Below are 15,451 nucleotides of genomic sequence, written 5' to 3'. Positions count from 1 at the left end.
CTGAAAACGGGCCTGCAGATGCAGGCCCGTTTTGGTTTCAACTGCGCCCTGCATCAAGTCATGGCTAATGCGTGGTCATGCGACCCCAGGGTCGCTCCTTGCTCGGCTAAGGCAAAAACTCTACCCGTAATCCTCGGCTCACGCTGCGGCCCTGATCATCACTGACTCGCAAGTGATACTCGCCCGACTTGCCTGGCCGCCAGTTCAGTGTGGCTTGGGGTGGACCCTGACCGATCAGGGTCTGGTCGGCGAACCAATACAGGGTCAAGGCATCACTCGCGGCGTTGGCGTTCAGGGGAATGCTTTCATGGGGGTGGGACAGGCGCAGCTGATAGGTGACCTGGGTCAGCGGCGAGCGGATTTGCGGGGCTTCGCTCTGATCGCCGTGGCGATTGGGCTGGCAGCTCTTGAGCACGTCAGGCGGCGTGCGCCGTGGCAGGCCGGCGGCGCGGAACAGTCGTTGTACATCGCTGGGCCAAAATTCGAATACCTCTTCGCGGGTGTACTGCGGATCGAACGGCGGGCAGGCAGCCTTGCCGGTACGGGTGTCGAGTAGCACCGGGCGATGCAGGTTGGACACACGAATGGGTGAGACCCCGGGGATATACCAGGTCTTGCGGGTCGAGGGGCACCAGCGGTTGGGCAGCTCGCCGGAGGCGGCGCAGACGTCGATCCGCGTCAGTCCTGCAGGTGGTTTGTCGACTTTGTCGGCGACCGTGGGCAATGCCAGAGGCAGGGCGTCGGCGATGCGAAAGAACAGTGGCGCTGCCGTCTTTGCGCCAATGAACGCCGGGTTGGGCCTGCCGTCGAAATTGCCGACCCACACGATTAACACGTACGGGCCGACGATTCCGGCGCTCCAGGCATCGTGAAAGCCCCAGGAAGTGCCGGTTTTCCAGGCCGTGCGCCAGTGCCGACTAGAGCTGTTGGCCGGCAAGCCATCCGGGCGCGGGTTGTGCCTGAGCATATCGCGCACCATGAACGCGGCTTGCGGCGTCAGCAGCGCGGCACCGCTGGTCTGAGGCTGCTCGACGAGGTAGCGCAACGACCGCAAATGCCCGTCGCCGGCCAACATCAGGTACAGCCGCGCCAATTCTTCGGGGGTCATCTCGCCACCGCCCAGGGCCAGGGCCAGACCGTAATGGCTCTCGCCCCGCAATCCCTTGATCCCGGCCCTTTGCAAAAAGCCGTACAACGAAGGGGATTTGACCTTGCTGGCCAGCCACACCGCCGGAATATTGCGGCTGCGAATCAACGCGTCCCGGGCTGTCAGTGGGCCGACAAAACTGCCATCGAAATTTTCCGGCTGGAAGTAGCCGAAGTTACTGGGCATGTCCTTGAGAATGCTCATGGGGTGGATCAACCCCTGATCCAGCGCCAGCCCATAGAGAAACGGCTTGAGGGTGGAACCGGGTGAGCGTCGCGCCAGTACGCCGTTGACCTGCCCGTGAATGGCCGTGGATAAGTAATCCGCCGAGCCTACCAGCGCCTTGACGCTCTGGTCGCGGCTGTCCACCAGGATTGCCGTGGCGTTCTCGATACCGGTGCTGCGGTGTTCGGCGATAAAGCCGCCAATCAAACGTTCCAGCAGCCGTTGCAAGGGCAGGTTGAGAGTACTGTTGAGCTCATTACCGGTCTGGGACGTCAGCAGCTGTTCGCTCAAATGAGGCGCCAGGAAAGGAATCTGCTGACGAGTGCGCGCCTCCAATGGCAGCTCCAGCAAACTGCTGTTACGCGGATCTTCGGGATAGGTCTCGTGCCAGTCCGCCATCAGCCGCAGGCGAGCGTTTTGCAGCGACGGTCCGAAGCTGGCGCGCCGTCCTGGCTGCTGGGGAATCACCGCCAGCGCGAGGGCTTCGGATAACGACAACTGCGCTGCCGCTTTACCGAAGTAAATCCGGCTTGCCGCTTCGGCACCTTCGATATTGCCGCCCATGGGCGACAGGTTGAGATAGGCCTCGAGGATGTCGTGTTTGCTGTAACGCAGCTCCAGCCAAAGCGCCAGGGCCATTTGTTGCAGTTTGCCGGGGACCTGCCGGGTATTGAGGTCCCACAGCCGTCGCGCCAGTTGCATGCTTAAGGTCGAGCCGCCCTGGCGCTGGCCCCCGCTGTAAGTGGCCGTGGCCGCCCGCAGCAATGCTGGCGGGTTGATTCCCGGGTGCCAATAGAAGTTGCGGTCTTCCTTGAGCAGCAACGCCTCGACCAGTGATGGCGAGATGCGCTCCAGGGGCAGCCACAGCCGATACTGGCCGTCGGCGGCCAGGGTCATGCGCAGCAGCGAACCGTCGTCGGCCAGCACCAGTCGCGAGGATGAGGTGGTTTGCTCCAGTGGCTGATGGGGCCACAGTCGCAGCCCCACCAGCACGCCCACTGCCAGCCCAACTGCCAGCAGGGGTTTCAAGCGCCGTCCCGGATGTTTCAAGGCTTGACGATTTCAAGCTGGCCGACCTTGCCACGGCCTTGCAAGGTGGTTTGGTACAGGCCTTCGGCATAGGCCGGTGGCGTGTTGAAGGTCCCGGCGTTGGTGGCCCGTACGCGGTAGACGAAGGTGCCGACGTCCCGTAGCGCCGTGCCATAAAACACCACCCGGTCATCGCGCACATCAATGTAATCCGGTTGCCAATTGCTCAACTCGCTCTCACCAATAGGCGCTTGCCAGGCGTTGGCCTCTTCGCTGTTTTCGGCGTATTGCGATTCTTCGCCTTCACCTTCACTGGCGGCCTGCGGCTCTGGCGGCAGGCGATACACCGGCTCGACGCCGCCCGGCAACAAATCGACCACCGCCACTTGCTGCACCTGATCCCGATCCGTGGCCCACAGTCGCAGGCGCACCAGGAACTCATCACCGACGCTCACCTGGCTGACGGGCTTGCCGTTCAGGTCGAGGTATTCGTGGATGATTTCCAGGCCATTACTGATGGAATGGAGGGTCGCACTCCGATCAAAACCGGCCTCGCTGAGCATGTAGAACGCAGCAGGACCGTCAGTTTTTTCCATCAGCAGTTTTTGCGTGCCTGGCGGGACTGCCGCACGAGGCGGTTGACCGGCCATCTGTAACAGTTGTTGCTGCTTGTCTCCCAGCCAGGCCGTGGCTTTGAGGGTCATGTTGCTTTGCGCCCGTTGGCCGTAGTTGTCCAGGGCGCGCAACAACAGTGCGGCCGACAGCGAGTTGTAACGCTGCTCATTGAGGCGCTTGCCAAGCTTGTCCAGCAGGTTCACCGGCACGTCGCCCAGCAACTCGGGGAAGTGGCGGCTGAGCAAATGCAGGTGCTCGGCGTCGTGGACCAGTGGGTCGTAATACAGGCCGTCGCTGTCCCAGGCATCGCTGATGGAGCGCCACGGGATTTTGCGCACCAGTGCATCAGCCTGACGATCCTGCTTCAGTAACTTGTAACTGGCGGCGAGGTAGGCGGCGCCCAGGTCATTCTTCCAGCTGTCGCGGAAGTAGCTCTCGTAGCGCTCGCGGATATCGCTCAAGGCACCACTGACCAGAATCCCCTGACGGCTCAGCAGGTAGCTGGCGTAGGCACGGTTGCGCAATTCCGACAGGCCTTCGCTGGGACCGTTGGCCAGGTCGGTGAGGTAAGCGTTGGCGCGCACCAGCACATCTTCCGGCACCGGCAGACCGCGCTCCTTGGCTTCGATCAGGAAGTCAGTGGCATACAGGCTGGCATAAGGCGCGACGTCAGGATTGGCGGCCCACAGGCCGAAACCACCGGCTTGATTCTGCCGCTGTCGAAGCATGCGCACCGCACCGGTAAAGGCCTGTTCCGCTTCTGGTGCGGTGCCGCCCCAAATCAACGTCGGCATGGCCTTGGACACCAATTGCTCGGTACAGGCGTAACCGTAGTCATCAAGGTAGTGCTTGAGGCCATTAGCCCAGACCAGAGGCGAGGCGGCCACCCCCAGTTGCACATTACGCAGTTGGGGGAACAGTTCGCGCGTGGGTTTCAACTCTTTGCTGGTGCTGTCGAAACGGCCGAGGCTGAGGGCGACCCGGTGTTCACTCAAGGGCCGGATCGAGGTGGTTTCGGCCACCTGGATACGCTTGCCGTCCGGCAGCACCGCGACAAAGCGCAAATCCGCCGAGCCGAGGTTTTCCAGGACCTTGATCCGGAATTCGGCTATGCCTTCCTTGCGCGGTTGCAGGTCCAGGGTGCTGTTCGGGTCGCCTTCGACTTTCAGGCCGGCGCTGGTTTGCAGCTCAAATTTCACACGGGTGGGCGTTTCCAGATTGCTGAAGACCCCGGCACTGACACTGAACACATCCCCAGGTGCAACGAAAGCCGGCACGTTCGGCGTGATCACCAGTGGCCCGCGCACATCGGTGCTGGCTTCGCTGACACCGACGCTGTCGGTATCCACCGCCACCGCAAACAGGTGCAACTTGCCGTTGAAGCTGTCCGGGATCTGGTAATGCAGCACGGTATCCCCGGCCGGCAAGTCGATCAGCCCTGACCACCATGCCACGGGCGGCTGGTGTTTGCGTTTGAACGGGTTGAGGTGCGAGGCCAAGGCGTTTTCCGTATCGCCACCGGGTGCAGCGCCACTGAGCAAGCGGCTGAATTCCGGCAGGATCAGGTCAAGAATCTGGCTGGTACCGACCTCCAGCGCCCGTTTCTGAAAAAAGAAGCCCAGCGGGTCCGGCGTCTGGTAACGCGCTACTTGCAGAATGCCTTCGTCCACCGCGTAGACCACGGCGCGGGAAGGGCGGTCGGCATTGACCTTGATGTCCAGCACCTGCCCCGGCTCGGTCTTCGTCGGGCCTTCGACCTTCAGCGCCATGCGCCGCGCATCGAGGTTGATGCTGAACGGCACAACGCCGTAGGACAATGGACTCATGTAGACCTCGGATGAGCCGATGTCCCGCACGAATTGCACGTTGATGTAAGCATTGCCCTCCAGCCCGGCTGGCACACGGATGTGCTGCACGCTGTTGGTGCTATCGGCCTTGAACCACTGCTGGGTGTAGACCTTATCGCGCTCGATGGTGATCAGCCCGGCGCCGGTGTAAGGCGCGCGGATGCTGATGGCGATCTCGTCGCCGGTGGCATAGCTGCGTTTGTCCAGGCGCAGTTGCAGCTCGGCGTTGCGCTCCAGGGAGCGGGAAGTGTTGCCACGCCCGGCGACGCTGTAGTCGATGGCGTTGAGCAGGTTGCCGTTGGCGTCCTTGAGTTGCAGGGTGTAGTCGCCTGGTGTGGCGGTGTTCAGCGTCTGTTTCGCGCCGTCCTTACCCAAGGGCAGGGGCGTGGCTGACTGGTTGATGTGCTTGATCCGCGACTCGTATTTGTAGGTGCCGTTGGATTGCTTGATCAGCACCGAAACGTAGCGGTGTTCCACCAGCTCGGTACTCAGGCCCTCTACCGCTACCGGCGTGAGGTCCGGCGCGACGGCCAGCCATTGCACCTGGCGCGACGCATCCTTGGCCACGTAGCCCAAGGAATCCTGGCTCTTCACACCTACCAGGTACGGCGCCGAAGACACCAGCAAAGCACTCTGGGCGGCGACGTTGCGACCGCCTTCGGCCTCGTAGACCTGAGCCATGACTTGCAGGCGATAGGTGCTGTTGGCAAAACGTTGCAAGTTGAGGTCAAGGACGGCCTGGCCGTTGTCGTCGGCCTCGGTCTCTGCCAGGTCCTCGGCGTTGGCTTCTTCCAGGGAGTCTCTGAGACGGAAGCGGTAATCCGGGAAGCGATCGAAGGCGGCCAGCGTTGGGCTCAGGGACATTTTTGCGGTCACCCGCCGACCCGACGCCGGAGCGCCGAACAGGTGCAACGCGGTGACCTTGGCCACCACTTGCTCCGGCGGTATCCAGCCTTGTACCGGCGTATCGTGCAGGCTCAGACTGACTTTCATGCGGTCCGGCTCGAAGTCGCGAACCTTGAAGCTGACGCTGCCCAAATCGGTGCGGGTCTGTTGTTCGCCAATCAGTTGCAGGGTCGCGGTGTAATCCCCGGCCGGCGCTACTTCACTGCTGGCGAAATCGAAGCTTTCAAAACCCGAGGCCGACAGCTTCAGCGGCTGGCGTATCACTTCGAGGCCCCGGGGGTCGGTGATTTGCAACTCCAGTGGCAGGCCTTGCAGCACACCTTTCCAATTGCCGCTACGCACGATCATGCCCAGATGCGCGGTCTCGCCGGGGCGATAGAGGCCGCGGTCGGTAAACAGGTAAGCGCTCAAGCGGTCGATGGCGCCGTCTTCTTTCAGACCGCCGACGTCGAAACGCGACAGGTCCAATTGCTGGGACTGTCGGGCAATTGGCAGGAAGGACTGGTCGTTACCACGGGTTACCACGTACATCAGTGGCGTTTTTTCGCGGCGCAACTCGTCGAGTTTGGCAAAGTGGGCGTGGCCTTCGGTGTCGGTTTTACCGCTGCTCACTGGCAAGCCATTGCGGCCGATGATATCGACCTGAGCGTCGGCCACGGGTGAACCGTTGCCGATGGATTGCACGTACACATCGTGGCTGCCGTCGCTGGAGCGTTTGGCTATGATCCCCAGGTCTGTGACCACGATAAAGCGCAGGTCACTGGTGGTGTTGCGCGAATAACCGTCGAAGGTGCGCTCGGCCGGATCGTCCTGGGGGCTCAGCTTGAGGACGAAAATCCCTCGACGGCCACCGTTGGCGGTGAGGTAACGGCTGAGATCTACGTTGTCATAGAGGGTTTTCGACGGATCGGCGGCCGAAAGCGGAATGTCCAGGGACATGCGCTCTACCATCCGGTCGAAATAGTCGTTGCCGAAGTTTGGCCGGGCGAAGCTGCCGCTGCTTTGATCCACCAGGTGCTGCAATTGGTTGGGCAGTAAACGGGCGATTTCCACATGGGCGCCGGGCACGCCACGAGCCATGAAACCCAGGCGTTTTTCGCCGTTGAGGCTCAGCAATGCACCGTTGGAGAGGAACTGCAAGGTACGCGGATAGGCCGGCATGCTCACCAGCGACGCCACAGGATTTTTTGCCAGGTAACCGCCGATGGCTTCCAGATTGGCCGGAACCCGTGCATACAGCATGCGGCCCGCCGGGGCCTTGAACTTGAAGGCGTGCTGAGTGTTCAGCGGCTCGATGCTCGGTACGTGGGTCAACTTGACCGGGATGCTGCGGGCCAACAGTTTTTCGTCTATTTCGCTGGTGGACCAGGGGCGATGGTCATTCTCGGCTTTTTCCGGCAGCAGCCAGGCCTGGACCTTACCGGCGATGGTCTCATCGGCCACAGCGTTGGAGCTGCTGAACATCAGCACAGGTTCCGGCTCGCCGCGTTCGTTGTCGACAAACTGGATGTCGGCGCTGCTGAAGGTCAGGCGATAACGCCCGGGCACCGTCACATCGGCGCTCAACGGCGCAGGGCTGGTGTTGCCGCCATCTCGAGCCTTGATGCCTTCGTCGAGTTTGATCGTAACCGAGGCGTTTTCCAGCGGCGTGGCCAGGGCGGCGGAACGGATGTAGGCGTTGAGCTTGCGTTCGTCGAAGCTGATTTCCGGCAGGTTAGGCGCCTGGGCATCGCGGTAGGCCAAGCCTTTGCCAAGGGTAACGGACACTCGCTTGCGCAGGCTTTCTTCGTCCACCGGGTGGGAGAAGCGGAAGGTCGCCACCTGCTGTTTCAGTGTCGGATTGACCGGGTCCTGGTACAGCTCGTTTTGGGTCAGTTGGCCGCGGAATGGTGGGGTGGTTATCTGGCTGTTGTATTCGGCCAGTAGCACACCGTCAGCCAGCAGGTTGCTCTTTGAAAGTTCGAGACTGTAATGGGCGTCAATCGGCCAGTCCTGGTCCGGCACGAACAACAGGCTGCGATCATCGGCCCAGCTCCAGGTGCCTTGGACGGCGGGCTTGAGGCTAATACCCTGAGTGACGGGCTTGCCAATGTCCTGCAACGGCGCCACCGATTCGGCGAAGCGGATTTGCAGGGTATCGACGATGGGGGGCTGCTGGGTGTAATCCGTCAGGTTCGGCTTGTGCACCGAATAGGCCACGGTGTGCGGTTTTGGCAGGTTTGAATACCAGTGCCAGCCGTAAAAAACCGCTGCCACTACCAGCAGCAAGCCCAACACGCCGCCAGTGGTCTGGCGCGGATAAGCTCGGGCCTTGTGCCCCAGCGTCGTCAGCCCAGCGCCGATAGCCCTCAGCCAGAAGGGCGGCTGCCACTGGCCAAAGAGGCTTTTCAGCAACCAGCCAACGACTTTGGAAAGAACGCTCACCACGGTGAGAAAGACCCCGGATATCCGGCGCCAGGCTTCCTTGCACGAGTCAAACATTGTGAGCATCCTTGGCAAAATGGCACATATCCTACACGCGAACAGGCTAGAAGCCCTAAGGACTACCCCCTATTCAGCGAATTGCTGTCTCGCTGGTCAACGTAGTGCTGCCCGGCTGCTCCAGCACGGTCCGTGCAAGCGCATTCGCGCTCATCATCCCCCCGCCTTATTGCACACCATTCAGCCTCAGCCCTGTTGATTGTGACTGCCTGCGCCGTGCCTGACACTCGGGCTCACTGTCCCTGGCCTGCTGGAGTTTGGTAATGAAAGAGTCTGTGCGCTTTGAAGATAAAGTGGTGATCGTCACCGGTGCAGGCGGCGGTCTTGGACGGGCTCATGCGTTGTTATTCGCCAGGCAGGGTGCCAAGGTACTGGTCAATGATCTCGGCGGCTCGGCTCAAGGCGAAGGCGCCAATGCCTCGGCAGCCGACCGCGTGGTAGCAGAGATTCGCGAGGCTGGCGGCAGCGCCGTGGCCAACCACGATTCGGTGACCGACGGCGACAAACTCGTGCAGCACGCCCTCGATACCTTTGGTCGCATCGACGTGGTGGTCAACAACGCCGGGATATTGCGCGACAAGACCTTCCACAAAATGGAAGACGGCGATTGGGACCTGGTTTACCGCGTGCATGTCGAAGGTGCTTATAAAGTCACCCGTGCCGCGTGGCCACACATGCGTGAGCAAAACTACGGTCGAGTGATCTTCACTGCCTCGACCTCCGGCATCTACGGCAACTTCGGCCAGTCCAACTACGGCATGGCCAAACTCGGTCTTTATGGCCTGACCCGCACCCTGGCCCTCGAAGGCCGCAAGAACAATATTCTGGTCAACGCCATCGCCCCGACCGGTGGCACGCGCATGACCGAAGGCTTGATTCCGCCACAAGTATTCGAACAGCTGAAACCGGAATTGGTCAGCCCGCTGGTGGTGTACCTGGCCAGTGAGAATTGTCAGGAAACTTCCGGTCTGTTCGAAGTCGGTGGTGGCTGGATGGGCAAAGTGCGCTGGGAACGCAGCCTCGGCGCCGGTTTCGATCCGCGTGAGGGCTTCTCGCCGGAAGATGTTGCTGCTCACTGGGAGCAGATTTGCGACTTTGAAGGTGCAGCGCATCCGAAGGACAACATTGAGGCGCTGAAGGAAATGATGGCGAATCTGCAGAGGTATTCGTTGTAACTCCGAAGACTATTGCCAGCGTACGCTCAATCAGCTTCGCCTCCGAGCACTTCCCCCATCGAACCCCGTGCTCACGGGGTTCTTTATTTCGCCCATAAAAAAGGCCGCTGCAAACGCAGCGGCCAAGGTAAGACGTTGGATCAAGGAGCTACAAATCAACGTCAGTGAACACGGGTCGATGAGCTGAAACGGATTCAAATCACCTGGATTCTGTTGCTGATGAGGCGGGAAAATCACACCTCGGTACTTCGTGCTTTCGGCCCCATTGCCCTGAAAGCCAGGCAAGGATAAGTCCTTATCCCCAAAGGAAAAATAGCGATTCGAGACAATGACTGTTACAGCATCGGCAACAGTCGCTGCCATGGGCCGATGCACGTCAGGTGGCGCCTTTTGTACAAAAACCGTTGAGTTAACGTGAAATAGAAGTGCTCAAGTTAGTCGCTCAAGGTAACGCGAACTAACGAATAGCCGACCTCTTGTTTATATCGTTACATACGGTAAATGCCCTGGCACGACGGATCAATGGAACGTTGGGCGTGGGGCGAGGAACTCCAGCGGTGGCCAGGGAAACAGTGCAGGGGTTCAGTATTTTAAGTGTGGGTGGAACACGATCTTGTTGTGGTTGTTTACGAATGCATACATGTTCTGGGGTGTACTTTAATGGCTGGAATCTTTATAAGGTGTTCGTCGGCCCGGTTCATCTGAGTTTATCTGCTGTGCAGGGCGATCACTTATTTATTAAAAGGATTTAAGAGATGTCGAATATGGATTTGTTGAAAGAAATCAGTGCGATGCTGGATAAGGATTTTAAACAGTTGAAGTATGGTATCAAAGCCGATGAGACTTACCTGACCTCGACAGTGGTCAATGATCTTGGGCAGCCGGTAGTCGATTACTCGCAAACCCTGAGCTGGGCGATCATGGAGAAGGTCCAGGATGACGAGTTTCCTGCGTTCGGCGACGAGTATGCGGGTGTATTTACCCGGCAGTGGACGTTTGATCCGCTTTATCGCGTGGATAACAACATCTTCAATATTGAAAAGCTGAATTTGTTTGGCCGCGGTATCGTCGAGTATTACCGAGCGCAATAAGCAGTGCCTTATAAGCCTGTGCGGTGACCGATAAATGGGATGAGTCGGTAGAATGCCCCGCGTGATCAGTGTGCGGGGTGTTAAAGAATTTTATGGGCTGTTGCTAATAATAATTTTGTATTTGGTAGTGTTGTTGGATGCCAAAAGGAAGTGTGCATGAATGTTAATATTTTAACGGCCGTGGCGGGGGGCGACTCTTCGAAAGAGCTGTTACGTCCGTCGAAACGAACAATGGCCGAACAACCTCTCCTGATACCGGATTGGTTGCAGCGTGCCAGTGAGGAAGATCGCCAATATTATGTCGATACGGAACAGTCCCTGGCAGCAAAAGAGCAAGCGCTTGATGAGCGGCTGAAAGAAACCGTATCTCTCAAGGCGTTCGCACATTTCTATGCCCAAGAGATTGTCAGAATTGAAACCGGTGAACTTGTCGACCCGGAGCACATTCTTGTCAACGCTTCTCATACGTTTTATGTGGGGCAGCAAAAGGTTGTTCAACGCAATCGCCTGACACTTCCCGAGTTCATGCTCAACGGTTTGTATGATCCGTCCTCTGTTCCATTGGAGATCACCCTTGAAGGTGAGACGTTACCGCCAGACTTTACCGAGCAAGTACTGAGGGAGGTGCTGGGCGATGAGAACAGCATGCGCTCGCTGTATGCCGAGAAATTTGAAGAAAAATACACCAGCGAAGCGGTGCTGCAAGCCCTGCAAGCCGTGCTGGACAGTCGCACGGACCTGAGTTCGTTCAGCGCGAAGTTGCAAGGGCATCTCAGTGACGACAGCCTCAAGATCGTCGAACTGGCCAGCCAGAACGTCAGAAACTATTCCATGGGGAGTCTTTCGTTTGACACCTGGAAACACGCCTTCCACGGGATGATTGTTTATTGTGGACCGGAAGGTGAGGACGGTCCTTGCGTGCTCTATGCGCCGCAAGCCCCCGGGGGCAGGGTCTGGTTCGAGTTTGTGAGCATCAAACAACTGAACTTCCATATGGCCGATTGGACGAATCAGCCGGCAGGACGCAGTTACCTGAGTCGGCAGTCTCACGCCGCTGAGCGAGAGCGCACCGATGCTTACATGAGATTTGTGCTGGAGTTGCCGAGTCAATGGCGCGGCCTCAAGCGTACCCCATGGCCGCAGTTCGGTGCAGGGGCATTACGCCAGGCTGTTCTGCTCAATGTCGGTTGGCTGCGGGGCGAAGTGGAGGCGGTCATTCCTGCTGGTTATCGTTCGGCGTCCTCTTACCATCGACGGTATTTCGCTCGTTTGAATACCGAGCTTAAAGCGTTGACCCGGCTCGCCAGCCATGAGGCGGCGCTGATCAGTTACGAGAAGTTTGCGTACAACCTCATCAAACAAAGGGTTGAAGATGTTCTGGCGGAACACGGCGAAACAGTCGTCGTGAACCCCGATCTGATAAAGGTGGTGCTGGACGAGTCGCAAGAAATGACCTTGTCTCAGCTCATCATCAAGGAACAACACATCACGGAAGATAGCGGGCCGATACATAACCCGGGAATCTACCCGAAACTGCGTTTGTTGGCCGGCCATCCCCCCATCTCCGACACCTTGATGGCCGACGTGCTGATGAAATACATGGTGGGCTGGTCGAAGACGTTGCGTCCGGGTGAAAAATATATCGACATGCTGTCCAGCGACTACCTGGACCCCAATGCCCCTGGTTACGCGCTGAAACGCGATGTGTATGTAAACACGCAACTGCATGAGATGCAGCGCGCCGCATTGGCGGAACTCTTCAGCGGCAGAATTGATAAGCGTCAAAGTTGGGATATCGAAGAAGCTATTGATCGGTTGCGAGTACCGGAGTCCACCGATCCAATAGAAAATGATGAGCCTGAATCTCCCCAACGCAACGGTGTGTACCAGTTTTATCTGCAAAACCGCAGGGTCCAGGGCGTTTATGTTTTCCGCTTGATGAACGATGGCGTGGCCACGGATCTGTTGTATACCCCGAATGCACCTGACGGCCGATGGTTTCGACCACGGGCCGAGTTCACCAGGTCGGTGAAAGTGGGGGGGTTAGGCAGTTATTACTGCAAGCGCGTCAAATACACCGACCAGCGAGTGATCAGCGCATACATCGAAGAGCTGACGCAACGTAGTACCGACGACGAGCCGCCGGCACTGCACGTTCATAGCCGGGTATTCGACTTTTCGCATTGTTACAGCGAGATGATCAGGCAGATCATTGACGGTGTCGATGCACAAACCACGAGTCTCATCGAGATTGTTGCCAAACTGAGCTACGACGCTGCGGTAGCGGCAGTCACCGTCATAGGCTGTATCTTCCCACCGATCGGTCTTGGATTAAGCGCGGTCGTGATGGCTAAAGGGGTGTTCGAGGGGGCAAAGGCTTATCACGAAGGAGATCATTCGGGGGTATTCGCAAGCTACCTCGATTGCATGCTGGAACTGGCCACGATGCGTATCGGCAAGTTGGGTTTCTCGCAGGTGCAGAAGGCGATTGCCAAGCGCTTGGGCGATGCGAATACCTGTTTGAGCGTTGTCTCTGCGTGCAGTGGAAAAACCGTGGATCTGGCGGTGATGACCGAATTGATGAAGGAGGCGCTCGAAGAGCCTGATTCCAGCGAGCAGACGCTACTGGAATAAACACAGGCGTTCAGCGCCGTACAATTTAACCGGCGACGCTGGGCTCGTAGCCCATCCGCCAACTCACGGCCCGGGTCGCCGCCAGCAATCGCTGCGCCGCCGGGCCGTTTTCGTCGGCGTGGAACAACGACGTCGGGCCGACGATGGTCAGCACTGCCGCCACCTGGCCGACGGCATTGAACACTGGAGCCGAGAGCGCATCGACTCCCGGCATCAGCAAACCATGCACATGATGCAGGCCGCGTTCGCGGATCTGTTCACACAAGGTCGCGTAGACCTGGTCATCGGCCAGCGGATGGGCCGCCGTTGCCTGCACTTCCAGTTCGCGTAACTCAACGGTTTCGCGGTTCGGCAAAAAAGCGCTGAACACCAGGCCGGTGGATGAGCTGAGCAGCGGCAAGACCGAACCCAGTTGCGTCACCACCGTCACTGCACGCACCGCCGGTTCGATATGCACCACGGTTGCGCCCTGGTTGCCCCATACCGCGAGGAAGCAGGTTTCGTTCAGGTCGTCGCGTAACTCGGCGAGTGGCAGGGCGGCGACTTTCAGCACGTCCATACTGTTTAAAGCGGCCAGGCCGACGCGCAAGGCTTCGCGGCCGAGACCGTAATGATTGGTGGCGGCGTTTTGCTCGGCAAAGCCGCTGGCGATCAACGCCTGTAAATAGCGATGAACCTTGCTCGCTGGCATCTGCACGTGTTCGGCCAAGCGCGACAACGATGTCGATGGCGACAACTCGGCCAAGGCCTTGAGGATGTCGGTGCCGACCTCGGCCGAGCGGACTTTCTGTTTACCGCTGTCGGCGGTGCTGCTACGCGGCTTTTCCATGGAGGCGGTGTGATCCCGGGACGAATGGGCGTCTTTATAGCTTGACGGTCAATACCAATCAAATTACGTTATGCGTAATCGAATTACGATAAAAATAACCTGGGCGTGCCGAGACTTCTGAAAAGGAGCCACAGGCCACGGCCTACTCCCTGTTCAGGAGGCTCCATGAACCTTGATTCAACGGCGCCAGCGCTGGTTTACCAGTCAGGTTTCGGCAACGAATTCAGCAGCGAAGCGTTGCCCGGCGCACTGCCCGTCGGCCAGAACTCCCCGCAAAAAGCCCCGTACGGTCTCTACACCGAACTGTTCTCAGGTACTGCGTTCACCATGGCGCGCAGTGAAGCGCGACGCACCTGGATGTACCGTATTCAGCCGTCGGCCAATCACCCGGCGTTCGTTAAGCTGGAGCGGCAATTGGCTGGCGGACCGCTGGGCGACGTGACGCCCAACCGCTTGCGCTGGAACCCGTTGGAGATCCCTGGCGAACCGACCGATTTCATCGACGGCCTGGTGTGCATGGCGGCCAATTCGGGTTCGGAAAAACCGGCCGGGATCAGCATTTTTCACTACCGCGCCAATCGCTCCATGGAGCGGGTTTTCTTCAACGCCGATGGCGAGTGGTTGCTGGTGCCGGAGCAGGGGCGGTTGCGCATCGCCACCGAACTCGGGGTGCTGGAACTGGAACCGCTGGAAATCGCCGTGCTGCCGCGCGGTTTGAAGTTCCGCATCGAATTGCTCGACCCGCAAGCCCGTGGCTACCTGGCCGAGAACCACGGCGCGCCGCTGCGCCTGCCGGACCTCGGGCCGATTGGCAGTAACGGTCTGGCCAATCCACGGGACTTCCTGACTCCGGTCGCGCACTACGAAGACCTCAAGCAACCGACCACCCTGGTACAGAAATTCCTCGGTGAGTTGTGGGGCTGCGAGCTCGACCATTCGCCGCTGAACGTGGTCGCCTGGCACGGTAATAATGTGCCGTACAAATATGACCTGCGCCGCTTCAACACTATTGGCACGGTTAGCTTCGATCATCCGGACCCGTCGATCTTCACCGTGCTGACGTCGCCGACCAGCGTCCACGGTCTGGCCAACCTCGATTTCGTGATCTTCCCGCCGCGCTGGATGGTGGCCGAAAACACCTTCCGTCCACCGTGGTTCCACCGCAACCTGATGAACGAATTCATGGGCCTGATCCAGGGCACCTACGACGCCAAGGCCGAAGGTTTCCTGCCGGGTGGCGCGTCGTTGCACAGCTGCATGAGCGCTCACGGGCCGGACGGTGAAACCTGCACCAAGGCGATCAATGCCGAACTGGCGCCGAGCAAAATCGACAACACCATGGCCTTCATGTTCGAGACCAGCCAGGTGTTGCGCCCAAGCCGCTTTGCCCTCGATTGCCCGCAACTGCAAAACAACTACGATGCATGCTGGGCCTCGCTGCCCGTCACATTCAATCCGAACCGGAGATAACC

The 15,451-nt window shown here is 59.1% G+C and carries 7 protein-coding genes; 4 read left to right on the top strand and 3 right to left on the bottom strand.

The genetic code is table 11. From position 1 onward, the window contains the following. Positions 1–106: 106 nt before the first annotated feature. Together pbpC and AC1RJ3_RS12065 are read right to left on the bottom strand one after the other, a co-directional pair. Positions 107–2,401 carry a penicillin-binding protein 1C gene (gene pbpC, locus AC1RJ3_RS12070; protein WP_493079127.1) on the bottom strand — a complete coding sequence of 765 codons (2,295 nt, stop codon included), beginning with the start codon at positions 2,399–2,401 and terminating at the stop codon, positions 107–109. Between the two features lie 17 nt (positions 2,402–2,418). Then, the gene (locus AC1RJ3_RS12065) at positions 2,419–8,250 is read right to left on the bottom strand and encodes an alpha-2-macroglobulin family protein (RefSeq protein ID WP_493079125.1); all 5,832 of its coding nucleotides are present in this window, start codon (positions 8,248–8,250) and stop codon (positions 2,419–2,421) included. A 263-nt stretch (positions 8,251–8,513) separates the two neighbouring features. On the opposite strand from AC1RJ3_RS12065, the gene AC1RJ3_RS12060 reads away from it, so the two are divergent. The 3 genes from AC1RJ3_RS12060 to AC1RJ3_RS12050 all read left to right on the top strand — a co-directional run bounded on the left by AC1RJ3_RS12060 (position 8,514) and on the right by AC1RJ3_RS12050 (position 13,150). Then, on the top strand, positions 8,514–9,425 hold the full coding sequence (locus AC1RJ3_RS12060; RefSeq protein WP_493079123.1) for an SDR family oxidoreductase: 912 nt from the start codon (positions 8,514–8,516) through the stop codon (positions 9,423–9,425). 755 nt (positions 9,426–10,180) lie between these two features. Beyond that, positions 10,181–10,516 carry a hypothetical protein gene (locus AC1RJ3_RS12055; protein ID WP_054595748.1) on the top strand — a complete coding sequence of 112 codons (336 nt, stop codon included), beginning with the start codon at positions 10,181–10,183 and terminating at the stop codon, positions 10,514–10,516. A gap of 156 nt (positions 10,517–10,672) precedes the next feature. Beyond that, a complete protein-coding gene (locus AC1RJ3_RS12050) occupies positions 10,673–13,150 on the top strand; it encodes a dermonecrotic toxin domain-containing protein (RefSeq protein WP_493079121.1) in 2,478 nt (825 codons plus the stop codon). A 25-nt stretch (positions 13,151–13,175) separates the two neighbouring features. On the opposite strand, the gene AC1RJ3_RS12045 is transcribed toward AC1RJ3_RS12050, so the two are convergent. Then, positions 13,176–13,979 (bottom strand): IclR family transcriptional regulator, encoded by an 804-nt coding sequence (locus AC1RJ3_RS12045; protein ID WP_103318151.1) that lies wholly within the window; start codon positions 13,977–13,979, stop codon positions 13,176–13,178. A gap of 165 nt (positions 13,980–14,144) precedes the next feature. On the opposite strand from AC1RJ3_RS12045, the gene hmgA reads away from it, so the two are divergent. Continuing rightward, positions 14,145–15,449, top strand: coding sequence for a homogentisate 1,2-dioxygenase (gene hmgA, locus AC1RJ3_RS12040; protein ID WP_103318149.1), 1,305 nt, complete (start codon positions 14,145–14,147; stop codon positions 15,447–15,449). Positions 15,450–15,451: the final 2 nt, after the last annotated feature.

It is taken from the genome of Pseudomonas sp. GW822-FHT04C11, from assembly GCF_058800905.1.
This window is presented reverse-complemented; position numbering and strand designations above follow the sequence as displayed.